We start from the raw sequence: 23,593 nt of genomic DNA, 5'->3' as shown, positions 1-23,593 counted from the left end.
TTGTAATATAATAGTTAATCATAATTTTATATTTTAGCCGAAATTTTAATATGAAAAAAATCATCCAGCTTTTATTAGCACTGTGCTTCGGTCTCTCCCTGGCACAGGCTCCTGCCAATTATTACAGCAGCGCCGAAAACCTGAGCGGCGCGGCGCTGAAAACCGAACTCAGCAAAATTATTTCTAACGGCCACAGGGATAGAGGCTACAACGGGCTTTGGACGGCGTTTAAAACCACGGATGTTGATAAATTCTACGAAAACGACGGTACCGTGCTGGATATTTATTCCGAAAATCCTACCGGTGCAGATCCGTACAATTTTATAATGGTAACCGACCAGTGCGGAAATTACAAAGTTGAGGGCGATTGCTACAACCGTGAGCACATCGTGCCGCAGAGCTTGTTTAGCGAGAAATTCCCGATGAAGAGCGATGTGCATCACATTCGTGCGACGGACGGAAAAGTAAACGGCTACCGTGACAATTATCCATTTGGAGTGGTGAAAAATGCGAGCATCACCACTAAGAATGGCTCCAAGCTGGGCAGCTCTGCATCGCCTGGTTATGGCGGTACAGTTTTCGAGCCGATTGACGCTTTCAAAGGCGATGTAGCGCGGATGATCCTGTATTTCGTGACGAGGTATGAATCTCAGCTTTCGACCTTCAAAACGGAAAACATTCTTGGCGGCAGCGCTTATCCAGGCCTGCAGGAATGGGAACTGAGGCAGCTCCTGAAATGGGCGCAGCAAGACCCAGTTTCGCCAGAAGAAATCTCTCGGAACAACGCTGCCTATGCCTACCAGGGCAACAGGAACCCGTACATCGACCGCCCAGATTTCGTGGAAAAAGTTTGGGGACAATATCTGTCGGCAAGCGAAACGGAAACTCAGAAGAATTTCCGGATTTTCCCGAATCCTGTGAAGGACGGCTTTATGAATTACTCCGGCGCTGAACCGAAAACCGAGATTAAAATCATCAATGCGGAAGGCCGTATGGTGCGCTATTTCACGACTACGAAGAGCGAAGGCAGCATCAACCTGAACCTTCCGAAAGGCACCTACATCGTGAAGGCCGGCAAGGCGACAACGAAACTTGTGGTGCAGTAAAAATCTAAGATGTGAGGAAAATAACCGAAGGGAAAACTTCGGTTTTTTAGTTTTAGCCGATGGAAAAAAAGCGGTTTGGCTTGCTGGGAAAGAATATTTCTTACTCTTTCTCGAAAAAATATTTTGAGGAAAAATTCCGGGAACTTGGGCTGAAAAACCATTCCTATGATTTTTTTGATTTTGAAAACTTAGACGACATCGAAAGCCTTTTCTCGCAGGAAAATCTGGTAGGTTTTAATGTGACGATTCCGTACAAGCAGGAAATTATACCTTACTTAACTGTGCTTTCCGAAGAAGCGGAAAAAATAGGTGCAGTAAACACGGTGAAGATTTCCGGCGGAGAAGCCACAGGTTTTAACACGGATACTTTTGGTTTTGAACAAACCTTGCTGAAATACAAAAAACCGCATCACGACAAAGCATTGATTTTAGGAAATGGCGGCGCAGCAAAAGCCGTGAAATTCGTGCTGGAAAAACACGGCATACCATATGAAACCGTTTGTAAAAAGGGAAAAATAAATTTTGAAAATTTAACGGAAGAGCTTGTCCGCGAAAGCAAAATCATCGTACAAAGCACACCGGTTGGAACTTTTCCGGACATTGAAAACTCGGTAAAATTTCCATTTAATGCGTTGAGCGACAAACACTTAGCGATAGATTTAATCTACAACCCCAGCGAAACCAAATTCTTGAAAGAATGCCGGAAAAACGGCGCAGAAACCGTGAACGGACAGCTGATGCTGGAAATGCAGGCGGAAAAATCTTGGGAAATTTGGTACAGATAGGAAAATCTTTTTAATTTTAGCCGATTTTATATCCCGCCAAGCGGATTATTTTGATATTAAAACTAATAAGCATGAGCCCGGAAGATACATCCGAAAACGAGGCACTGAACCCGACTTCTGCCGGAAACAACCAAAACCAGCAGGAAATACTAGAACAATTCAGCAGTGAGGAGAGCACCAATGAAGAAAACTCCTCAGAAAATCAGAATCTTGAAACGAATCTGGCTGCTGATATTGCTGAAGCACCTGGTAGCAGCGCTAATGAAACCGCTGATGATGCAAGCAGCGCTAAGACGGACACAGCCGAACTGGATCCTGAACAGAATGCCAAAAACATTGCCGAGCGCGAGGGCATCGTGGAGCGCCTGAAAAACCTCTATATGAACACCCAGCCCGGCACCAATCTCTTCAAGGAAATCCGGGAAATCAGGAACCATTGGGAAACCGCTGGGCATGTGGCAAAGGCGGATTTTAAAAACATCAGCAACAATTATTTCTATCACCTCGGGCAGTTCTACAAAATGCTGGACCTGAACAAGGAGTACCGCGATCAGGAATATGCGCAGAATCTTGAGCGCAGGCGTAGCATCATCGAGAGAGCGAAGGAACTTCTGGAAGAATCTTCCGTACAGAAGGCGCTGAACGAGCTGCAGTATCTCCATAAAGTCTGGAAAGAGGAGGCCGGCCCAGTGGCGGAGGAGTTCCGCGAAGAGACCTGGCAGGAATTTAAGGAAATTTCTAACCAGATCCACGCAAGAAAATCCGAGCTGAGTGAGGAAATCGAGGCGGTACAGAATGCTAACCTTGAAAGGAAAAATGCGCTGATCCAGCAAATAAAGGAGATACTCGCTAGCACGGAAGAAAAGAACCACAAATTCTGGCAGCAGTCCATAAAAAAAGTGGAGCAGCTGCGCGAAGAATTCCTGCAGGTGGGCAGCGTGCCAAGGAAGCTCTCCAACCAGAACTGGACGGATTTTAAGGACAGCCTAAGGGATTTCAATTCGGCAAAGAACGAATTTTACAAAAATCTGAAAGGCGATCAGCAGGCAAATCTGGAGAAAAAAAGGGAGCTGCTGAAGGCCGCTCAGGACAATATGAACTCTGAGGACTGGGATACTGCCGTGCCGCTGTTTAAAAAACTCCAGGAAGAATGGAAAAATACCGGCTTCGTACCGCGCGCGCAAGCGGAGAAAATCTGGGAGGAGTTCCGCGAGGCTAGCAACACTTTCTTCGATAATTTCAGGAAAAAGGGCAGCAGCCAAACAGCCTCCGGCGACAACTGGAAAGAAAATCTTAAGCGGAAAGAAGCCCTCCTGGAGGAGCTGAAATCCCTCGGCGAGGAGGAACAAGGCAGAGCCCGCGAGATCCGTACAGAATGGGATGCCATAGGCAAAGTTCCGCGGGACAGGATGAGCATCAACCAAGAGTTTAACCGCATCATCCGGGAGAAACTTCCTTCTGCAGATGGCGAGAGAAAATTTACCGGAAGAAGAAACGACAGCCGCAGGGATACAGGAATGGACGATGGTATGCGGAAACTGAGAAACCAAATTTCCGAGCTGGAAAATGAAATTTCCAACCTGGAGCGCAACCTCAATTTCTTTAGCAATCCTTCTAGAGAAAATCCTCTGCTTGCCGATACTTACCGCAGCATCGATGAGAAGCGCGAGCAGCTGAACATCCTTAAAAATGAGCTGAGATCTGCGCAGACAGAGAATTAATTCGCAAAAAAAATAATCTAAATTCTGGTCAGAGCGGCGCAACCCTCTGACATTTTTTTTAGCAAATCAATTGTGGAAGACAAAGATTTAATGCGAAGGTGCATACAGCTTGCCAGGCTAGCAGAGGGCAGCACCTACCCGAACCCTATGGTGGGCAGCATAGTAGTCTACAAAGGGAAGATCATCGGAGAGGGCTACCACGAGCGCGCCGGCAAAGCGCACGCGGAAATCAACGCGATAAATTCCGTGGAAGACAAAAGCGTGCTGGAGGAGTCGGAAATTTTCGTTTCGCTGGAGCCCTGCGCGCATTTTGGCCGCACCCCACCCTGCGCGCTGAGACTTGCCGAAATAAAATTCAAACGGGTCATCATCGGCTGTACAGATCCAAATGAAAAGGTGGCAGGAAAGGGCATCGAAATTCTGCGGGCAGCCGGCATCAGCGTGACACAGGGGATCCTGGAAGAAGAATGCCGCGAACTCAACCGGCGGTTCTTTACTTATCATCAAAAAAAGCGACCGTACATAGTGCTGAAGTGGGCACAAAGCAGTGACGGATTTATTGACCAAAACCACCAGCCGTACCAGATTGGGAATGCCTTTACGAGGCAGATGGTGCATAGGATGCGCGCCGAGGAACAGGCCATCCTCGTTGGGAAAAATACTGCTATAAATGACAACCCCAGCCTAACGGTGCGCGAAGTTGCTGGCAGAAATCCCGTGAGAATTTTACTGGATTCCAAACTTGCTGTCGCGGAAAATTTCAAAGTTTTCAATGATGAGGCGCCGACTTTGGTGTTCAACTCCGTTAAAAACGATGAGCGCGGCAGCGTTAGGTTTATTAAAACTGAAAGCTTGAATTTGGACGAGATTATTGAAGAACTGTATAACAATGAAATTCAGTCTGTTATGGTAGAAGGTGGGGGGCATATCCTGGGAAATTTCATTAGACGAAACTTATGGGATGAAGCCGTTAATATTAAACGGCCGGATTTGCACCTGCACTCAGGTACACCCGCTCCGGATTTTCCTTTTAGCCCGCTAAAGACTGAAATCTTCGGAAATAATACTGTAGAATTCTACCGGAATAAATGAACGAAATTTTTGAATTTCAGACGATAGCGAGCCCTGTAAAGGATATTACTTTCAAAGAAAAGGGTAGCAAATTCATAGGCTTCGCAACACCGGTATCTGATGAAACTGAGGTGAAGAATGCTCTTGATGAGGTCCGCGCCCTTCATCCGAAAGCCACGCACCATTGCTATGCCTACCGGCTGGGCATTGCGGGAGAAATCTATAGGACTAATGACGACGGGGAGCCTTCAGGAAGTGCCGGCCTGCCAATCTACAACCAGATTTTGTCTCACGGAATTACCGATCTTCTACTGGTCGTGGTGCGCTACTATGGCGGTACCAAGCTGGGCGTATCTGGGCTAATAAAGGCGTATAAAGAATCTGCGAAGATGACTTTGGACGAAACGGAGATCATCACCAAGGAGCTGGAAATCAAACTATTAACTAAATTCCCATTGGAAAAGCAGCATGTGGTTTTCACGCTGCTGAATAAATTTTCTGCTGAAATAAAAAATTTCACCGCTGAAGAACAGGGTGAAATTTATGCGAAAATAAAAGCCAGATATAGGGAAGAATTTACACAAAAACTTTCGGAATTGGCTATTGAGTTTGAATTCTTTTAATCCCTTCTGCCATTAAGCATTGAAATGAAATACAGCAGCTGCGCCAGCGAACCGAGTGCCGCTACTACATAAGTTCTTGCCGCCCACTTCAGCGCATCCTTCGCGCCGGCATACTCGTCCGGGGTTACCGTACCGGTGTTCTGTAGCCACGCCAGCGCCCTGTTACTCGCGTCGTACTCTACCGGCAAGGTTACGAATGCGAAAGCGGTAGTGACTGCAAAGAGTATAATTCCTAGAGTGAAGAGTGTAGGATTTCCATAGGAAGCCATCACAAAAATGCCCGCCATTAAGACAAACTGCAGAAGATAAGACGATATGTTGACAATTGGTACTAGCGCAGAGCGCAGCTTCAGCATTGAGTAGCCTACGGCGTGCTGTACGGCGTGCCCGCATTCGTGAGCGGCTACGGCGGCGGCGGCGGCATTCCGCTGCATATAGACCCCTTCGGAAAGATTCACGGTTTTATTGAGAGGATTGTAATGATCCGTCAACTGCCCGGGTACCGACACTACCTGCACATCGTGGATTCCGTGGTCGCGCAGCATTTTCTCTGCCACCTCCTTTCCGGACATCCCGTTGCGGAGGTGAAGTTCGGAATAGCGTTTAAATTTTGACTTCAGCATCGTCTGCACAGCCAGAGACGCCAGAAAGATGATTCCAAAAAGTAAATAGTAGCTCATTTAAACTTTTATAAATGTATGTTTAAATCCTTACTAAAAAGTGTGCCAAACGCTTTAAAACTACGGCAGGAAGTTTTCTGCGTAAACCGTATCTTTGCCCCTGATGAGCACAGCGGAAAATCTACAAATTATCGAGGTAAAAACACGGGTGGACTTAAGGAAGTTCGTCCGCTTCCCGATAGAGCTTTACCGTGATAATCCTTATTTTGTGCCGCCCATCATAGGTGATGAAATGGAAATCCTGAACCCGAGGAAAAACCCTGCCCTCGCCTACTCGGATGCCAGGCTGTATATTGCGATAAGGGGGGGCAGCGTGGTCGGGAGAATCGCTGTGATCATCAACCATAAGGAGGCCAGGGAGCTTGGGATAAAGAAGGTGCGCTTCGGATGGCTGGATTTCGTTGATGACCAAGAAGTTTCGCGCGCTTTGATTCAGAAAGCTGTGGATTTTGCGGAAGAAAATGGGATTATAAAAATAGAAGGTCCGATGGGCTTTACCAACCTGGACAAAGCGGGGATGCTGACCATGGGTTTCGACCGCCTCGCAACGATGATCGGGCTATACAATTTTGAGTATTATCCGCGGCATCTCGAGAACCTTGGGCTGGAAAAGGAGAAAGAATGGGTGGAGTACGAAATTGAATTCCCCGAAGTCCTGCCCGATAAAATCACGAAATTCAGCGAACTGATCAAGGAAAAGTACGGCCTCCGGGTTTTAAAATTCAAGAAAAAGGAGGAATTGCTGCCGCTGGTGGAGCCGATGTTTCGCCTGCTGGATGAAACTTACAGAAACCTCTCCACCTATACCCCGCTGACAAGCGAGCAGATGGAAACCTACAAGGAACAGTATTTTTCATTCATCAATAAAGACTTCGTGATCTGCATCGCCGATCCGGAAGACCGCCTGATCTCCTTCGCTATCACGATGCCCAGCTACTCCGAGGCACTGCGGAGAGCGGGTGGCCGCCTCTACCCTTTTGGCTGGATGCATCTTCTGGAAGCCAGCCGCAGGAACGACCGGGCGAATTTTTACCTCATCGGCATACATCCGGAGTACCAGCGCAGGGGCGTAACAGCAATAATTTTCAAAGAAATTTATGAAACCTTCCGAAGAAAAGGCGTAAAGTTTCTTGAAACAAACCCCGAGCTGGAGGAAAATAAAAGCATACAGCTTCTGTGGCAGGATTATAACCCTATAAATCATAAACGGCGAAGAACCTACGGGATGGACATTACTAACTGGAGCGTATGAATTTTAACAAGCATCTTTACATCTACGGCGCGCTGATCCTCGCTTACTTCTTACTCAATCTCTTCCCGCCCACTGATGACGAGCGTACGAATACCGCAGTCATCATTTTGTTTGGCAGCATACTTTTGGCTTATCTGGCAGTTATCGCCATATTATTTTTAAAAAAAATGAAGAACACCAGTAAAGATGATAAATTATAATGCTTCTAAATTAAAAACCCTACTCTGAATGTCCCTATGATTTTCTCTAACTTTGTTTGCTGAATTTTTGAATCCTATGAATCTGCCTACAGACTACATCCCGATTTTGATAATGGCTGCGGTTTCCGTAGGCTTCGTGCTGATGTCTTTGCTTGGCGCAAAATACCTTGGCGCAAGGCAGCGCAAGAGCGCGGTGGAAAAAAACAAAAACTTTGAGTGCGGCATCGAGCAGGAAGGCAACGCAAGAACGCCGTATTCCATCAAATATTTCCTCACGGCAGTGCTTTTCGTGCTGTTCGATATTGAAATCGTATTCTTCTATCCTTACGCTGTGAATTTCCTGGACTTCGGCTGGGAAGGCTTCGCTGCAATTTTAGCATTCGTAGGCGTGTTTTTTGTAGGTTTCATTTATGTGCTGAAACGTGGCGCTTTAGACTGGGATAAGTAAACAACTAAAATGCAAGAGAATAAACCCGTAATAAATACCAACGTTGCACCGCCGGCAGGATATGAAGGTGAAGGCTTCTTTGCCACGAAACTTTCCGACCTTATCGGCTTGGCGCGCTCTTATTCCCTTTGGCCGCTGCCATTCGCTACATCGTGCTGCGGCATTGAGTTTATGGGCACTATGTCGCCACATTATGATTTGGCGAGATTTGGCAGCGAAAGAATGAGTTTTTCACCAAGGCAGGCCGATGTAATCTTGATTTGCGGAACCATCGCCAAAAAATTAGCACCGGTACTGAAGGAAGTTTATACACAAATGGCGGAGCCAAAATGGGTAATAGCCGTGGGAGCCTGCGCCTGCAGCGGCGGAATTTTCGACACCTACTCCGTTCTGCAGGGCGTGGATAAGATAATGCCGGTGGATGTGTATGTGCCGGGCTGCCCGCCAAGGCCAGAGCAGATTTTGGACGGGATAATGGAGGTGCAGAAATTAGCACAGAACGAAAGCCTGAGGAGAAGAAATTCACCGGAATATAAGGCTTTGCTGGAAAGCTACGGTATTAATTGATGATAAGTGATAAGCGATAATTAAAGAATGTGAGAGTATGAAAAATAAATCCTTGCTCTCGATTCTTGTATCTTGAATCTACAGTATGACGAATGATTTTGTTTTAGAAGCGCTGAAAAGGGAATTCCCAGAAAGCATCGTGAAGCACTCTGAACCTTACGGGATGCTGACGGTAGAAGTGCGTAAAAACGATGCGAAGAAAATCATCCATCATCTGAAAGATTCATCGCTGAATTTCCATTTTCTTACGGATGTTACAGGAATTCATTTCCCGGAAAATCCGGAAAAGGAACTGGGCGTGATTTATCACCTCCACAATATGCCGGAGAACACCAGGCTGCGCATAAAGGCCTACATGCCGAAGGATGATGCGGAAATCGATTCGCTGACAGATTTGTTTGCAGGGGCCAACTGGATGGAGCGAGAAACTTACGATTTCTACGGCATAAAGTTTAAAGGACATCCCGATTTGAGAATTATTTTAAACGATCCTGAAATGGGCTATCACCCAATGCTGAAGCAATACCGCTTGGAAGATGGCACAAGAACGGATAAAGACGATAAAATGTTCGGCAGATAAAGCCGTAAAGCAATGAAGGACAACGCACTTTCAAACCTTTTGAACTCGTACGATGCACAGGAGCAGATCGACGGGCAGCTTTATACGCTGAACCTTGGGCCTACGCACCCTGCAACGCACGGGATTTTCCAGAACATCCTTACGATGGATGGTGAGAGAATCCTGCATTCTGAACAGACTGTAGGCTACATTCACAGGGCTTTCGAGAAAATTGCCGAGCGGAGAAATTTTGCGCAAATTACCACGCTGACTGACCGGATGAATTATTGCTCAGCACCGATTAACAACATCGGCTGGCATCTCACCGTAGAAAAGCTGGCAGGCATCGAAGTTCCGAAGCGTGTGGATTATATGCGTATCATAATGATGGAGCTGGCGAGAATTGCCGACCACCTGGTTTGCAATTCGGTAACCGGTGTGGATACCGGCGCTTTGACTGGCTTTACCCATGTTTTCCAAGATCGTGAGCGCATCTACGAAATGTACGAAGAAATGTGCGGCTACCGAATGACGACCAATATGGGCAGAATCGGTGGTTTTGAGCGCGATTTTACGCCACGCTTCCACGAGATGCTGCGTGCATTTTTGGACGGCTTCCCGAAAAGATTCCAGGAATTCAGCAATTTGCTGGAGCGCAACCGAATCTTTATGGACAGAACGATAAACGCCGGCAGCATTTCTGCGGAAAGAGCCCTTAGCTACGGCTTTACAGGGCCAAACCTTCGGGCAACCGGTGTGGATTATGATGTGCGCTACGCTGCGCCGTACTCATCCTACGACGATTTTGATTTCGCAATTCCAGTAGGAACTTCCGGCGATACTTATGACAGATTTATGGTGCGCCAGCAGGAAATTTGGGAGAGCATCAGGCTTGTGAAGAACGCATACGAAAATCTTCCGGAAGGGCCCTTCCACGCTGATGTTCCAGATTTTTATCTGCCGGAAAAAGCGGATGTTTACACTAAAATGGAAGCGCTGATTTACCACTTCAAAATCGTGATGGGTGAGACGGAAATTCCACGCGGCGAAGTTTATAATTGCGTAGAAGGAGGAAACGGAGAGCTTGGCTTCTATTTGGTGAGCGATGGCGGCAGAAGCCCGTACAGGCTGCATTTTCGCAGGCCTTGCTTCATCTATTACCAGGCTTATCCTGAGATGATTACCGGTGCGCAGATTTCGGATGCCATCGTAACGCTGAGCTCGCTAAATGTAATTGCAGGTGAGCTGGATGCGTAAAGTTTTAAAAATTAAAATTAAGAGTTAACTATTCTTAATTGATTGTAAATGAATGAAATAGCTTTCAGACCGGAAGTTTTAGAGCAGGTCGAGAAAATCATAGGACGCTATCCTGAAGGGCGGCAGAAATCGGCGCTGATTCCCTTGCTGCATATTGCGCAGAAGGAATTTGGCGGCTGGCTGGATGTTCCCGTGATGGATTATGTGGCTGATTTACTGCAGATTAAGCCGATTGAAGTTTATGAAGTGGCGACTTTCTACACCATGTTCAATATGAAGCCTGTGGGAAAGTATGTGCTGGAAGTGTGCAGAACAGGGCCTTGTATGGTGCGCGGAAGCGATAAGATTTTAGAGCATATAAAAGCGGTGCTGAACATCAATGACGGTGAAACTACGGCAGACGGAATGTTCACGCTGAAGCCTGCGGAATGCCTCGGTGCTTGTGGCTATGCACCTATGATGCAGCTTGGGAAATTCTACCACGAGAATTTAACAACTGAAAAAGTGGACGAAATCCTGCAGCTGTGCAGAGAGGGAGCGATAGATTTGGGCTGATGAAATAATTATGAGAGAGATTCCAAATTTAAAATCTGCAAAACCAGTTGGAAACTTTGTACTAGAATTAAGTTTCGATGACGGCGTTCAGGGAAAAGTGGATTTGTCCGAAATTCCGAGATGTGGATTTTTCAGTGTTTGGAATAATGATTTTGAAAAGTTTTCAGTCGACCGCAATATCATCAGCTGGAATGAAAACTGTGAGATGGATGCCGATGCAATGTATTTGAAAATCATAGGAAAAAACTTTTTTGAATATGCCGGAAATCAGTAGATTTTATGGGATTGTAATCTATATGTATTTGCAGGACCATAATCCGCCACATTTCCACGCAAGGTACGAGGAGTATGAAATAATGATTGGAATTGAAACTTTGCAGTAATAAAAGGAAAATTCCCACCCAAAGCTTTATCAATGGTAATGGAGTGGGCCGCAATCCACAGGGAAGATTTGCTTAAAAATTGGAACAACTTAAATGAAACAATCCGGCTTCGTTTGAAAAAATTGAGCCGCTGAAATAACAATGAGCAGGAAACTTTTACTTAAAAACGCACACATCGAAGGCATTCGGTTTTTCGAAGCTTACCGAAAAAACGGAGGCTACGCTGCCGTAGAGAAGGCACTGAGAATGACGCCGGAAGAACTTGTGGAACAGGTGAAAACTTCCGGACTTCGTGGGCGGGGCGGTGCAGGATTCCCTACCGGAATGAAGTGGAGCTTCCTTGCAAAACCTGAAGGCGTGCCACGACACCTTGTGGTAAATGCAGATGAATCCGAACCAGGAACCTTCAAAGACCGGTACCTGATGGAGTACATTCCGCACCTTTTGATTGAGGGAATGATCATCTCGTCCTTTGCGCTCGGCGCCAATCTTTCCTTCATCTATATCAGAGGTGAATATTCCTGGATTCCCGATATTCTAGAGCAGGCAATCGAGGAAGCAAAAGCAAACGGATTTTTAGGTAAAAACATCCTGGGCACCGGCTTCGATTTGGAAATCTTCGTGCAGCGCGGTGCCGGAGCCTACATCTGCGGAGAAGAAACGGCCCTTCTGGAATCTCTGGAAGGCAAGCGCGGAAATCCACGGCTGAAACCGCCATTCCCCGCTGTAAAAGGGCTTTGGGAAAGGCCAACGGTTGTAAATAATGTAGAAACCATCGCTGCCATTGTCCCAATCATCGAGCTTGGTGGAGAGGAATATGCGAAAATCGGTGTGGGAAAATCTACCGGAACCAAACTGATTTCTGCCTGCGGAAACATCAACAAGCCGGGTGTTTACGAAATCGATATGACGATTTCCGTGGAAGAATTCATTTATTCTGACGAATATTGTGGCGGCATTCCAAATGGTAAGAGGTTGAAGGCCTGCATTCCCGGCGGTTCTTCCGTGCCTATTCTTCCGGCCAATCTTCTGCTGAAAACAATGAACGGCGAACCTAGGTTGATGAATTACGAATCCTTGGCAGATGGAGGCTTTGCAACGGGAACAATGATGGGTTCTGGAGGCTTTGAAGTTCTGGACGAAGATCAATGCGTGGTAAAGCACACGATGAGTTTGGCGAGGTTTTACAACCACGAATCCTGCGGGCAGTGCACACCTTGCCGCGAAGGAACAGGATGGATGTACCGCATCTTGCAAAAAATCGAGAACGGACAAGGCACTATGCAAGACATCGATTTGCTGTGGGACATCCAAAGCAAGATTGAGGGCAACACCATTTGTCCGCTGGGCGATGCCGCAGCTTGGCCTGTAGCTGCAGCGATACGGCATTTCCGCGATGAATTTGAATGGCATATTTTAAATCCCGAACTTTGCCGCACGCAAAATTACGGATTGGCAGGGTATGCGGATCCTATATCGGCAGTTGCCGCAAAAGTATAATAAAATCTGCGCCTGATTTTGGCAAAGAAAATATGAGCGAAGAAGTAAAAAAATTTAAAATCACGATAGACGGACAAACCACCGAGGTAGATGCCGGCACCACAATTCTGGAAGCCGCGCGGAAAATCGGCGGGAAATCCGTACCGCCTGCAATGTGCTACTACAAACCGCTGGAAACAAGCGGCGGCAGGTGCAGAACTTGCCTGGTGGAAGTTTCCAAAGGCTCCGAGGCAGACCCAAGGCCGATGCCAAAACTAGTGGCAAGCTGCAGAACAGCGGTGATGGACGGAATGGAAGTGAAAAACCTGACTTCCGAAAAAGCGCAGACTGGAAGAAAGGCGGTGACGGAATTCCTTCTTCTGAACCACCCTTTGGATTGCCCGATTTGTGACCAGGCCGGCGAATGCCATCTTCAAGATTTAGGCTATCAGCACGGCGTAGAAAATACGAGAACAGAATTCGAGCGGCGGACTTTTGAGCCAGAAGACATCGGGCCGTACATCAAGCTGCATATGAACCGCTGCATTCTTTGTGCAAGATGCGTTCTGACGGCTAATCAACTGACGGAAGAAAGGGAGCACGGCATACTTTTCCGCGGAGACCACGCCGAAATTTCAACTTATCTCAACAAAGCGCTTACCAACGATTTTATCGGCAATGTGATTGATGTGTGCCCTGTAGGTGCACTCACCGACAAAACTTCAAGGTTTGCAAGCAGGGTATGGTTCACCAAGCCGATGGATGCCCACTGCAATTGCGATAAATGCTCTGGCAAGGCGGTGCTCTGGATGAAGGATGATGAGATTATCCGGGTTACGGCGCGGAAAAATCAGTATGATGAAGTGGAAGATTTCATCTGCAATGAATGCCGATTCGAGAAGAAGGACCCGAAGCTTTGGACAATTGAAGGCCCGAGACATATTGACAGGCATTCTGTGATTTCACTGAATCATTACGAAAAACCGAAGGATTATTTCCGCCAAATTGATAACCGCGATGCGAAGGAAATCAGCGCTTCGGACGATAATCAGCACGGCGAAAAAATTTTGGAATAATTAACTGAAAATGAGCGTATTAACTTTTAAAGTTATCCTGATATTAATTCTCTTCCTGGTTTCGCTGCTTGTGGCGGCCTATTCAACCTGGGGGGAACGGAAAGTGGCTGCCGTGATGCAAGACAGAATCGGGCCGAACAGAACGGGGCCATTCGGTTTGCTGCAGCCTTTAGCAGACGGCGGAAAATTTTTCTTCAAAGAAGATTTCACACCTGCCAATGCTGATAAGTTCCTCTTTGTGCTGGGGCCATCATTAGTGATGTTCATCTCGCTGATTACCGGCGCTGTAATACCCTGGGGGAAATCTCTAAACATCGGCGGCGAAAGTTTCGCACTGCAAATTGCAGATATAGATGTCGGCGTGCTTTACCTCATCGGGATGCTGTCCATCGGCGTTTACGGCATATTGCTCGGTGGCTGGGCATCCAATAATAAATATTCCCTGATTGGTGCCATCCGTGCAAGTTCGCAGATGATTTCCTACGAATTAGCAATGGGGCTTTGCCTGCTATGCATCATCCTGATGAGCGGCAGCCTTAATCTCAGCGAAATCGTGGCACAGCAGGGCACCGGGAAAATATGGGGCATCCTGCCGGAAGTTTCCGGAATGAACTGGAATATCTTTTATCAGCCTTTAGCCTTCATCATCTTTTTCGTAACGGCTTTGGCGGAAACCAACCGTGCACCTTTCGATTTGGCGGAATGCGAAAACGAGCTGGTGAACGGCTATCACACGGAATATTCATCGATGAAGCTGGGGCTGTATATGTTCGGCGAGTATGTGAACCTATTTATTTCAAGCGCATTCATCACTTGCCTTTTCTTCGGTGGTTATCAATATCCGGGGATTGACTGGGTGACGGAAAACTGGGGCGAAAACTGGGCAGGCGTGCTTTCCATCCTGGCAATGTTCACCAAGGTGGTAATAGGAATTTTGATTTTTATGTGGATCCGCTGGACTTTGCCGCGATTCAGATATGACCAACTGATGCACCTTGGCTGGAAGAAATTCATACCGCTATCTCTCGTGAACCTTCTGATAACAGCCGTGGTAATGCTGCTGATCCACAGATGATGAACGATAGGTGTAGATTGATAATTAATTAAATTGCTGAACTGATTTCCTGAAAAGGAAGTAATTAAGCTAAGAAATGAAACTGACGAACCGCTCTAAAGTTGCTTCGAATAAGAAAATGACGCTGGCTGAAAGCGTGTACCTGCCTGCCGTATTCAAAGGTATGGGCATCACCATGAAGCACGCCATTAAAACCATCGTGAAAGGCCCTGCCACAATTTCTTACCCTGAAGAAAAAAGGCACCGCGCGAAAATCTGGCGTGGGCAGCACATCCTGAAGCGCGACGAAGAAGGCCGCGAAAGATGCACAGCCTGCGGACTTTGCGCCGTGGCCTGCCCTGCCGAAGCCATTACGATGACCTCAGGCGAAAGAACGAAGGACGAAATGCACCTATACCGCGAAGAAAAGTACGCCATTACTTACGAAATCAATATGCTGCGCTGCATCTTCTGCGGAATGTGCGAGGAAGCCTGCCCGAAATCAGCGATTTATCTGACGGATAGGCTGGTAAATGTGGAATCCAACCGTGGATCTTTCATCTATGGCAAGGACAAACTGGTGGAGGATGTGAATAACAGAATCGATATAACGCCGCGGCAAACTGAACGCCAAAAAAACGCTGTGAAATAATGGATCAGATTGTATTTTTCGTTTTGGCAGCCATTACTTTAGCGAGCGCGGTATATTTCGTGGTGGCGAAAAACCCGCTGTATGCCATACTTTCGCTGGTTGTCACCTTCTTTTCGATTTCAGGTTTTTACCTGATGCTGAATGCGCAGTTTCTCTTCATCATCCAAATCATCGTGTATGCCGGTGCCATTATGGTGCTCTTCCTCTACATCCTTATGATGCTGAACCTCAATAAGATAGATGATGTAAAGAAACATAATGCCAATAAATTTATCGGCGTTTTCGCAACCTGCATTCTGTTTCTGGGATTGCTGGGCGCTTACAAAGGTTTGAGCGGAAATACCGTGGCAACTTCTGCCGATACTACGGTGGGGCTGACGAAGAATCTTGGGAAATTACTATTTAATGAATATGTGCTGCCGTTCGAGTTTGCATCCATCCTGATTTTGGCGGGAATTGTGGGCGCGGTGCTTGTCGGCAAAAGAGATTTGTAAATGGAAACCGGAAATACATTCATACAAACCATCCCGATTGAATACATTATCGTGCTGAGCACGGTGCTGTTTTCGCTCGGCGTTTTGGGTGTTTTGCTTAGGAAAAACGCCATCATCATCCTGGGTTGTGTAGAACTGATGCTAAACTCCGTAAACCTGCTTCTGGCGGCGTTTTCCGCATACAATGGTGATGCTGCTGGGCAAATTCTGGTGTTCTTCATAATGGTGGTAGCAGCGGCGGAAGTTGCCGTAGGGCTTGGCATTATTGCGATGATGTATCGCAACGCTAAGTCGGTGGATATCAGTATTTTAAACAGATTAAAAGGCTAAAGGATGGAACAGTTAATTTACGCGATAATTCTTTTGCCGCTGTTTGGCTTTGTATTCAACGGGCTTTTCGGGAAAAGGTTGCCGAAGAATGTTGTTGGCGCTTTGGCAAGCCTGATGGTGTTTGCGCCGTTCTGCATTGCACTGGGAATTTTTTCCGGCTTTACCGCCGGTTCTCAGCCTATAATCATCAACGCTTTTGAATGGTTTAAGGTAGGGAATATCAGCGTGCCTTTCGGTTTTCAGATTGACCAGCTTTCGCTGATGATGGCGCTGATTATCACAGGAATCGGCTCGCTTATTCATCTCTACTCCATCGGATATATGAAGGAAGATCCTGGTTTTTCGCGGTTCTTCGCATACCTTAATCTCTTCATTTTCTCGATGCTTTTGCTGGTACTGGGCAACAATTATCTCATCCTTTTCATCGGTTGGGAAGGTGTTGGCGTATGCTCATATTTGCTCATCGGATTTTGGTTCAAAAACTGGGATTACGGCAAGGCTGCAAGGAAGGCATTCATTATGAACAGAATTGGCGACCTTGGCTTGCTCATCGGTATCTTCCTGATTGCCAACCAGTTTGGCGCGGTTGATTATTTAACGGTGAGAAACGCTTCCGCAAATTTCGATGTGGATGCACCTATTTTGATTTTCATTTGTGCCAGCCTCTTTATCGGTGCTATCGGTAAATCTGCACAATTCCCGCTCTTTACCTGGCTGCCTGATGCAATGGCTGGGCCTACACCGGTTTCCGCGCTCATCCACGCTGCCACGATGGTTACCGCCGGAATTTACCTGGTAGTGCGCACAAATTTCCTATACACACTTACGCCTACAGTTCAGGAAGGCATCCTATTCATAGGGCTAGTTACAGCGGCCATCGCAGCTTTCATGGCACTTCGCCAGAATGATATTAAAAAAGTCCTCGCCTACTCTACCGTTTCTCAGCTGGGCTTTATGTTCGTGGCGCTGGGCCTCGGTGCCTACACCACAGCAATGTTCCACCTGATGACGCACGCTTTCTTCAAGGCACTTCTGTTCTTGGGCTCAGGCTCCGTAATTCACGCTATGAGCGGTGAACAGGATATGCGATTGATGGGCGGGCTGAAAAGTAAAATTCCGGTAACGCATATTACCTTCCTGATTGGTACGCTGGCAATTTCCGGCTTCCCGCTGCTTTCCGGGATGATATCCAAGGATGAGATTTTAGCAGCAGCCTTCGCTAAAGCACCGTGGATCTGGGCTACGCTGTTCATCGTGGCTGCTATGACAGCCTGCTATATGTTCCGCCTTTACTACCTCACTTTCCACGGAAATTTCCGCGGAACCAAAGAGCAGGAACAGCACCTGCACGAAAGCCCGATGAATATGACGATTCCGCTGATTGCCCTTGCTGTGCTTTCCATAGTGGGCGGCTTCATCAATCTTCCGCATTACATTGGTCACGGCAATTATGCCAAGCTTGCCGGCTGGCTTCAGCCTGTTTTGGCGCAGCGTTCCTGGGATGCTCAGGAAGCCTTGCTTAGCAGCCTGAGTTTTAACACAGAAATGATTCTAATGGCAGCCACAGTGCTGATGTTCTTCGGCGTTTGGCTTTGGATGAAGAAGAAATATTCATCTCTGGACAGAATGCCTCTGGCAGAAAACGAGTTTACAGGATGGGAAAGGCTTTCAGCACGGAAGCTCTACATCGATGAGATTTATAATGTGCTTTTCGTGAAATTCGTGGAAGGCCTTGGCCGAGCAGGAAAAATGTTCGATAAGGACATCCTGGATCCTGCCGTTGAATTCATCGGTACAGGCGCAGAAGATTCGGGGCACGCTATGAAACGCTTGCAGAACGGCAACACCGAAACCTACATCCTGATTATGGCGCTGGCCATCGGTATTATATTAATTGTAAATTTCCCCCTAATCTGATGTCTTATCATTTGCTTGCACTGCTGCTGCTTCCGCTTATCGGCTCTGCCCTGCTGTTCTTCCTCCCGAAGAATTTCAGCAAGTGGGCAGCCTTCCTGATTGCGCTTCTGCAGCTGGTTCTCACCTTTTATCTACTGATAGATTTCGATGCGAAACCCACCGTGGATTCTGTGCTGCAGCACGAAATCAACTGGCCTTGGTCAGACAGGATTAAGAGCTCCATCCATTTCGGTTTGGATGGGCTTTCAATGCTGATGGTGATGCTTACCAACATCCTGGTGCCACTGATAATTTTTTCATCATTCAACGAAAGTAAAGCCTACCCGTCAAGTTTTTATGCATTAATTTTGCTGATGCAGTTCGGTTTGCTCGGCGTATTCACTTCGCTGGATGGCCTGCTGTTCTACATCTTCTGGGAAATCACCCTCATCCCGATTTGGTTCATCGTAGGATTATGGGGTGAGCCGGAAAAGCGACTGCACATTACCACGAAGTTTTTCGTGTTCACCTTCGTTGGCTCGCTGTTTATGCTTGCCGGGCTCATTTATGTTTACACAAACGCCGCATCTTTCGCACTCACCGATTTGTATAATGCATCACTGACCGTGGGCGAACAGAATGTGGTATTCTGGTTTATCTTCTTGGCTTTCGCCGTGAAGCTTCCAATTTTCCCGTTCCATACCTGGCAAGCTGATACCTATTCTTCGGCGCCAACCCAGGGCAGTATGCTGCTTTCTGGGATTATGCTGAAAATGGCAGTTTACGGGCTCTTCCGTTATCTCTTGCCGATTATTCCTGCGGCAATCAGCGGAACCTCCGGCGGCATTGTGCTGCTTCTCGCGGTGTTCACCGTGCTTTACGGCGCACTCATCGCCATCGTTCAGAATGATGCCAAAAGGCTCATCGCTTACTCATCGCTTTCTCACATCGGTTTGATTACTGCCGGAATTTTCGCCGCAGCAATGCTCTGCCTGAAAATTTCTCAGCCCGGAAATCCGCAGTATTTCAGCGAAGGTGCAGAAGGTGCTATGGTGATAGCTTTTGCGCACGGCTTCAATGTGGTAGGGCTTTTCCTTTGTGCAGATGTTTTGCTGAAAAGGTTCGGCACGAGGAATATTAACGAAATGGGCGGTGCTGCAGCGGTGATGCCGAAATTCGCAGTACTGTTTATGATCGTTCTTTTCGGTTCGCTCGGTGTGCCGCTCACTAACGGTTTCATCGGAGAATTTTTACTGATAAAATCCGTGTTTGATTTCAACACCGTTTTGGGCATTTTAGCCGGTTTCACCATCATTTTGGCGGCGGTTTACCTGCTGAGATTTTATGCGAAAACAATGTTCGGCAAAGGTAATGAGCAGAAGCTTTCCACGATGAATGATTTGTCGGATTCGGAATTTGCCGTGCTGGCAAGCATCGCAGGCTTCGCGCTGATGTTCGGAATTTACCCTCAGCCAATCATCGGATTGGTAAGAAGTTCGCTGGAATTCATCTTCCATTCGATGGCAAGTTAATTTGATTTTTAGAGATGACAGTATTAATTATCGTTTTCCTTACAGCCATTGCAACGCTTTTCACCGGCACTTTCGGTCAGGGAAAGCTGGCGCGTTATGTGGGAATTGCCGGACTTCTGATTGCGCTGGGCTTCAGCTTCCAACCAGAGCATCAGTTTTTCACGCAGTTTAAATCAATGTTTGATTTTGGTGCTAATGCTGCACTTTTCACCCGTATCGCTCTTATCATCACCATCCTGATTTTCTTCCTGGGAAGTTTCGCATTCATCAGTCACCGCAGCCATCAGAGCGAACTTTATGCCTTGATGCTTTTCGCATTGTGCGGCGGCATCCTGCTGTTCTCCTTCCAAAATCTGGTGGTGCTGTTCCTTGGCATTGAGATTCTTTCAATTCCGCTGTATGTGATGGCTGGTGCTAATAAAACGGACATCCGTTCCGTGGAAGCATCAATGAAATATTTTCTGATGGGTGCTTTTGCCACTGGATTTCTGCTCTTTGGAATTGCGCTGGTTTACGGCTCTGCGCTAAGTTTCGATATTTATGAGTTGCATAATTTCGGCGTGGAAAACCCAAAAAATATGATGTTCATCAGCGGTGCCATCCTGATGCTTTGCGCTATGGCATTCAAGGTTTCGCTGGCGCCGTTCCATATGTGGAGCCCGGATGTTTATCAGGGTGCGCCTTCACTCATCACTGCATTTATGGCAAGCATTGTGAAGCTTGCTGCGTTCTATGGTTTCTTCCGTCTGATGACGATCGTGTTTTCCGGCGTGCTTCCATCTTGGATAAATATCATCGGTGTGTTGGTAATCATCACAATGTTCGTTGCGAATGTGATGGGCCTTGCGCAAAGCAACGCCAAAAGGATGCTTGCCTACTCATCGGTTTCTCACGCAGGCTATCTTGGCTTGGTTTTCTTCGGGCTCACCAATCAGTCCGTGCACACATTGGCATTTTACCTCTTCGCATATTCCTTGGCAACGCTCGGCGTTTTCATCTCCCTGATTTATGTGGAAAAAATGAAACGCGAAACATCTTTTTCCGCTTTCAAAGGCCTGGTAAAAGCGGAGCCACTGCTTGCAGTTTGCGCCGCAGTTTCCGTACTTTCGATGGCAGGCATCCCTATTACTGCAGGCTTCGTAGCGAAATTCAACCTTTTTGCGCAGGCCATCAAAACCGCGCCATTTATGGTATTGGTAGCGGTGCTTGGTTCCGCCATATCCATCGCGTACTATCTTCGTTTGATAATGTCGATGTTTTTCTTCAAAGACGATACCTTTGAAAAAACGGAAACGGCGAGCATCACCTATAAAATCGTGGCGGCCTTCATCATCCTGCTACTTTTCGCATTAGGCATCAGCCCAGATTTATTTGCAAAAGGTTTGATGTAAAATATCTTGCCTAAAAAATAACCGCCGTGCTAAAAAGTGCGGCGGTTTTTCTTTGTGCTTGTGTTACTCAATTTACTCTTCCAAAATTCCCTTCGCTTCGTCCCAAAGTTCGTCCATTTGCTGAAGGTTCATTTCTGTAAGGTTCAGTTTTCGTTCCGCGGCTATTTGCTCCATTTTTTGGAAGCGCGAAATAAATTTCCGGTTCGTACGCTCTAAGGCTGTATCAGGATTAATGCCGGTAATTCTCGCATAATTGATGAGCGAGAAAAGCACATCGCCAAATTCCGCCTCCCTTTTATCCGCAGCGCTTTCCGACTGAAATTCCGCAAATTCCTCTTCCACCTTTTTCAAAGCGGAATGCTCGTCCGGGAAATCAAAGCCAATGCCCTTCACCTTATCCTGAATCCTGTAGGCCTTCACAAGGCTTGGCGTACCTTTGGAAACGCCCGCCAAAACAGAGCGGTTGCCCTCTTTCAGTTTCAGCTTTTCCCAGTTCTGCTTCACGGCTTCCTCATCTTCCGCCGTTGCATCGCCGTAAATATGAGGATGGCGGAAAATCAGCTTGTCGTTCAGCGCGTTGATGACATCGGCAATATCGAACGCTTTTTCTTCTGAGGCAATCTTCGCATAGAAAACCAAATGCAGCATTACATCCCCCAATTCTTTTTTGATTTCTGGCAAATTATTTTCCAGGATGGCGTCAGAAAGTTCGTAGGCTTCTTCAAGCGTAAGATGCCGCAGGCTTTCCATCGTTTGCTTCCTGTCCCACGGGCATTTTTCTCGCAAATCATCCATTATATCGAGAAGCCGGGAAAATGCTTCCAGTTTTTTCTGCTTGCTGTTCATTGTTTTCAAATAAAAAACCTTGCGCAAAACAAGGTTTGTTGAAGTTATTTATTTTCGCTTTCCGTTTCGTCTGCCATTTTCTTCGGCTTCGCAGTTTTCTTCGCCTTCGGTTTCTCCTCGGTTTCCTTCGCCGCTTTTTTCGGCTTCTTTGGCTCTGGCATTTCAGGTTCTGCTTCCGTAAAGCTCTCAGGCTCAGCAACTTCCGCATCTTCTCTCACGAAGCTTTCCGGCGTTATGTAGCCAGCCTTGTGCAGAATGTTGTACCATTGTGCAAGTTTCCGAATGTCCGAAATGTAAACGCGCTCAGTATCGTAGTTGGGCAGCGCTTTCAGCATAAAGGCGCGCAGTTCTTCGTCGGAAGATTTGTGCGGAATGCTTTCCTGATAATCATTATCTTTAGCGATGTTTTCAAAGACTTCGAACAGCGGAACTTCCTGCTCAAGCGTGAACATCGAGATATTATCCAGCAAACTTACCTGGCTTGAATTGCCGATTCTGATCTTCTTCTTCGTGCTCACATCTTCGATGATGAAGCCGGTTTTCAGTTGGGAAACCAGCTTGTAAAGCCCTGGTTTTCCGGAAATGGATATAATTTTTTCTAACTGCATCATTGCTGTTTTCTTTAGATTTTAGTTAATTATTTGGCGAAGCGCATTTTATAGTTCACATCCACATCGCCGTTCGCAATTTTTGTAAGCTTGCCCTTCACCATTTTTTTCTTCAGCGGAGAAAGATAATCCGTGAAGAGTATGCCCTCGATATGGTCGTATTCGTGCTGCACAACCCTTGCCCTGATGTCCGAAAATTCCTCGGTATGCTTCTGGAAATTCTCGTCAAAATATTCTATCTTCACGGTCTCTTCGCGCAGCACATCCTCCCGAACTTCCGGTATGGATAGGCAACCTTCGTTAAATTTCCACGGCTCACCGCTGCGTTCCAGAATGGTAGGGTTGATGAAGACCTTCCTGAAATCCCGAAGTTTATCGGCCACATCCTTGAAATCTTCATCATCTGCCAACAGCCTTACATCCACCACGAAAAGCCGCAGCGCAAGCCCAACCTGCGGTGCCGCAATGCCGATGCCGTTCGCATTGTGCATCGTCTCAAACATATTTTCGATGAGTTCCTGCAAGCCGGGATAATCCTGCGGAACTTCCGCACATTCCTTCCGCAAAATCGGGTCACCAAATGCTCTTATCGGTAAAATCATTTCTTCTGTTCTAAATAATTCTGCAGGATTATGGTGGCGCTTACCTTATCAATCAAGGCCTTATCCTGCCGCTGTTTCCTTCTCTTTCCGCTCTGGCTGATGTAGTATGAGGCTATTTTTGATGTAAATCTTTCATCGAGCCTATCCACTTCTACTGCCGGAAATTTCTCTCTAAATTTTTGTATAAATGCCTGAATCTCAGTCTCAATCTCGGAAAGATTGCCCTTCAAATCATTCGGCAAGCCCACCACTATTTTCTCCACATCGTTTTCAGAAAAATACTTTTCCAAGAAGCTGAAAAGCTGCGAAGTTTCCACGGTGGGAAGCCCGCTGGAAATAAGCTGCAGATCATCCGTAGCAGCTATTCCTGTGCGCTTTCCGCCATAATCGATAGCGAGGATTTGTGGCATTTGGCAAAATTACGCA

27 protein-coding genes and 1 pseudogene are annotated in these 23,593 nt (G+C 46.8%); 23 read left to right on the top strand and 5 right to left on the bottom strand.

What is annotated here, in order from left to right; genetic code table 11:
- Positions 1–50: 50 nt before the first annotated feature.
- The 5 genes from BUB43_RS05065 (at position 51) to BUB43_RS05045 (ending at position 5,306) form a co-directional block, all read left to right on the top strand.
- A complete protein-coding gene (locus tag BUB43_RS05065) occupies positions 51–1,106 on the top strand; it encodes an endonuclease (protein ID WP_073178927.1) in 1,056 nt (351 codons plus the stop codon).
- 59 nt (positions 1,107–1,165) lie between these two features.
- Positions 1,166–1,891 (top strand): shikimate dehydrogenase family protein, encoded by a 726-nt coding sequence (locus tag BUB43_RS05060; protein WP_073178925.1) that lies wholly within the window; start codon positions 1,166–1,168, stop codon positions 1,889–1,891.
- A 71-nt stretch (positions 1,892–1,962) separates the two neighbouring features.
- Complete coding sequence (locus tag BUB43_RS05055; RefSeq protein ID WP_073178924.1) at positions 1,963–3,612, top strand: DUF349 domain-containing protein; 1,650 nt, start codon at positions 1,963–1,965, stop codon at positions 3,610–3,612.
- A gap of 72 nt (positions 3,613–3,684) precedes the next feature.
- On the top strand, positions 3,685–4,704 hold the full coding sequence (gene ribD / locus BUB43_RS05050; RefSeq protein ID WP_260200465.1) for a bifunctional diaminohydroxyphosphoribosylaminopyrimidine deaminase/5-amino-6-(5-phosphoribosylamino)uracil reductase RibD: 1,020 nt from the start codon (positions 3,685–3,687) through the stop codon (positions 4,702–4,704).
- Positions 4,701–5,306, top strand: a complete 606-nt coding sequence (locus BUB43_RS05045) for an IMPACT family protein (RefSeq protein WP_073178920.1) — start codon at positions 4,701–4,703, stop codon at positions 5,304–5,306. The genes ribD and BUB43_RS05045 overlap by 4 nt, the downstream gene beginning before the upstream one ends.
- Here the strand turns inward: BUB43_RS05045 and BUB43_RS05040 are convergent.
- Positions 5,303–5,986, bottom strand: a complete 684-nt coding sequence (locus BUB43_RS05040; protein WP_073178918.1) for a zinc metallopeptidase — start codon at positions 5,984–5,986, stop codon at positions 5,303–5,305. The genes BUB43_RS05045 and BUB43_RS05040 overlap by 4 nt on opposite strands.
- Before the next feature lie 103 nt (positions 5,987–6,089).
- Here BUB43_RS05040 and BUB43_RS05035 point away from each other — a divergent pair, with 103 nt between their 5' ends.
- From BUB43_RS05035 to BUB43_RS04950, 18 genes and pseudogenes are all read left to right on the top strand, one after another.
- A complete protein-coding gene (locus BUB43_RS05035) occupies positions 6,090–7,238 on the top strand; it encodes a GNAT family N-acetyltransferase (protein WP_073178917.1) in 1,149 nt (382 codons plus the stop codon).
- Positions 7,235–7,438: a hypothetical protein gene (locus BUB43_RS05030; protein ID WP_073178915.1), complete on the top strand. Its 204-nt coding sequence runs from the start codon at positions 7,235–7,237 to the stop codon at positions 7,436–7,438. The genes BUB43_RS05035 and BUB43_RS05030 overlap by 4 nt, the downstream gene beginning before the upstream one ends.
- A 76-nt stretch (positions 7,439–7,514) precedes the next feature.
- On the top strand, positions 7,515–7,886 hold the full coding sequence (locus tag BUB43_RS05025; RefSeq protein WP_073178913.1) for an NADH-quinone oxidoreductase subunit A: 372 nt from the start codon (positions 7,515–7,517) through the stop codon (positions 7,884–7,886).
- Positions 7,887–7,895: 9 nt separating this feature from the next.
- The gene (locus tag BUB43_RS05020) at positions 7,896–8,453 is read left to right on the top strand and encodes an NADH-quinone oxidoreductase subunit B (RefSeq protein WP_073178911.1); all 558 of its coding nucleotides are present in this window, start codon (positions 7,896–7,898) and stop codon (positions 8,451–8,453) included.
- An 85-nt stretch (positions 8,454–8,538) separates the two neighbouring features.
- Positions 8,539–9,033 carry an NADH-quinone oxidoreductase subunit C gene (locus BUB43_RS05015; RefSeq protein WP_073178909.1) on the top strand — a complete coding sequence of 165 codons (495 nt, stop codon included), beginning with the start codon at positions 8,539–8,541 and terminating at the stop codon, positions 9,031–9,033.
- A gap of 12 nt (positions 9,034–9,045) precedes the next feature.
- Entirely contained in the window at positions 9,046–10,269 is a 1,224-nt protein-coding gene (locus BUB43_RS05010) for an NADH-quinone oxidoreductase subunit D (protein ID WP_073178908.1), read from the top strand.
- A 48-nt stretch (positions 10,270–10,317) separates the two neighbouring features.
- Positions 10,318–10,824, top strand: coding sequence for an NADH-quinone oxidoreductase subunit NuoE family protein (locus tag BUB43_RS05005; RefSeq protein WP_073178906.1), 507 nt, complete (start codon positions 10,318–10,320; stop codon positions 10,822–10,824).
- A gap of 10 nt (positions 10,825–10,834) precedes the next feature.
- Entirely contained in the window at positions 10,835–11,098 is a 264-nt protein-coding gene (locus BUB43_RS05000) for a DUF2442 domain-containing protein (RefSeq protein WP_073178904.1), read from the top strand.
- A pseudogene (locus BUB43_RS11565) lies at positions 11,082–11,341 on the top strand (DUF4160 domain-containing protein). The gene BUB43_RS05000 and the pseudogene BUB43_RS11565 overlap by 17 nt, the downstream one beginning before the upstream one ends.
- A gap of 7 nt (positions 11,342–11,348) precedes the next feature.
- Positions 11,349–12,707, top strand: coding sequence for an NADH-quinone oxidoreductase subunit NuoF (gene nuoF / locus BUB43_RS04990; RefSeq protein WP_073178902.1), 1,359 nt, complete (start codon positions 11,349–11,351; stop codon positions 12,705–12,707).
- Positions 12,708–12,739: 32 nt separating this feature from the next.
- Complete coding sequence (locus tag BUB43_RS04985) at positions 12,740–13,762, top strand: NADH-quinone oxidoreductase subunit G (protein ID WP_073178900.1); 1,023 nt, start codon at positions 12,740–12,742, stop codon at positions 13,760–13,762.
- 10 nt (positions 13,763–13,772) lie between these two features.
- On the top strand, positions 13,773–14,837 hold the full coding sequence (nuoH, locus tag BUB43_RS04980) for an NADH-quinone oxidoreductase subunit NuoH (RefSeq protein ID WP_073178899.1): 1,065 nt from the start codon (positions 13,773–13,775) through the stop codon (positions 14,835–14,837).
- Positions 14,838–14,913: 76 nt separating this feature from the next.
- On the top strand, positions 14,914–15,468 hold the full coding sequence (locus BUB43_RS04975) for a NuoI/complex I 23 kDa subunit family protein (protein WP_073178897.1): 555 nt from the start codon (positions 14,914–14,916) through the stop codon (positions 15,466–15,468).
- Positions 15,468–15,962 carry an NADH-quinone oxidoreductase subunit J family protein gene (locus tag BUB43_RS04970; RefSeq protein WP_073178895.1) on the top strand — a complete coding sequence of 165 codons (495 nt, stop codon included), beginning with the start codon at positions 15,468–15,470 and terminating at the stop codon, positions 15,960–15,962. Before BUB43_RS04975 ends, BUB43_RS04970 begins: the two co-directional genes overlap by 1 nt.
- A complete protein-coding gene (gene nuoK / locus BUB43_RS04965; RefSeq protein ID WP_073178893.1) occupies positions 15,963–16,292 on the top strand; it encodes an NADH-quinone oxidoreductase subunit NuoK in 330 nt (109 codons plus the stop codon).
- A gap of 3 nt (positions 16,293–16,295) precedes the next feature.
- On the top strand, positions 16,296–18,209 hold the full coding sequence (gene nuoL / locus BUB43_RS04960; RefSeq protein WP_073178891.1) for an NADH-quinone oxidoreductase subunit L: 1,914 nt from the start codon (positions 16,296–16,298) through the stop codon (positions 18,207–18,209).
- Positions 18,209–19,720: a complex I subunit 4 family protein gene (locus tag BUB43_RS04955; protein WP_073178889.1), complete on the top strand. Its 1,512-nt coding sequence runs from the start codon at positions 18,209–18,211 to the stop codon at positions 19,718–19,720. The genes nuoL and BUB43_RS04955 overlap by 1 nt, the downstream gene beginning before the upstream one ends.
- Positions 19,721–19,734: 14 nt before the next feature.
- Positions 19,735–21,111: an NADH-quinone oxidoreductase subunit N gene (locus BUB43_RS04950; RefSeq protein ID WP_073178887.1), complete on the top strand. Its 1,377-nt coding sequence runs from the start codon at positions 19,735–19,737 to the stop codon at positions 21,109–21,111.
- A gap of 72 nt (positions 21,112–21,183) precedes the next feature.
- Here BUB43_RS04950 and mazG read toward each other — a convergent pair whose 3' ends face one another.
- From mazG to ruvX, 4 genes are read right to left on the bottom strand one after another with little or no spacing between them, the layout of a single operon-like run.
- Positions 21,184–21,957, bottom strand: coding sequence for a nucleoside triphosphate pyrophosphohydrolase (mazG, locus tag BUB43_RS04945; protein WP_073178885.1), 774 nt, complete (start codon positions 21,955–21,957; stop codon positions 21,184–21,186).
- A 44-nt stretch (positions 21,958–22,001) separates the two neighbouring features.
- Entirely contained in the window at positions 22,002–22,568 is a 567-nt protein-coding gene (locus BUB43_RS04940) for a DUF5606 family protein (RefSeq protein WP_317615157.1), read from the bottom strand.
- A gap of 26 nt (positions 22,569–22,594) precedes the next feature.
- On the bottom strand, positions 22,595–23,167 hold the full coding sequence (gene def / locus BUB43_RS04935) for a peptide deformylase (RefSeq protein WP_073178883.1): 573 nt from the start codon (positions 23,165–23,167) through the stop codon (positions 22,595–22,597).
- Entirely contained in the window at positions 23,164–23,577 is a 414-nt protein-coding gene (gene ruvX, locus BUB43_RS04930) for a Holliday junction resolvase RuvX (protein ID WP_073178881.1), read from the bottom strand. Before ruvX ends, def begins: the two co-directional genes overlap by 4 nt.
- Positions 23,578–23,593: the final 16 nt, after the last annotated feature.

Origin of the sequence: Cruoricaptor ignavus (assembly GCF_900141665.1) — a bacterium.
Lineage (GTDB): Bacteria > Bacteroidota > Bacteroidia > Flavobacteriales > Weeksellaceae > Cruoricaptor > Cruoricaptor ignavus.
The sequence above is the reverse complement of the archived record's forward strand: the minus strand, read 5'-3'. Positions and strand labels throughout refer to the sequence as shown.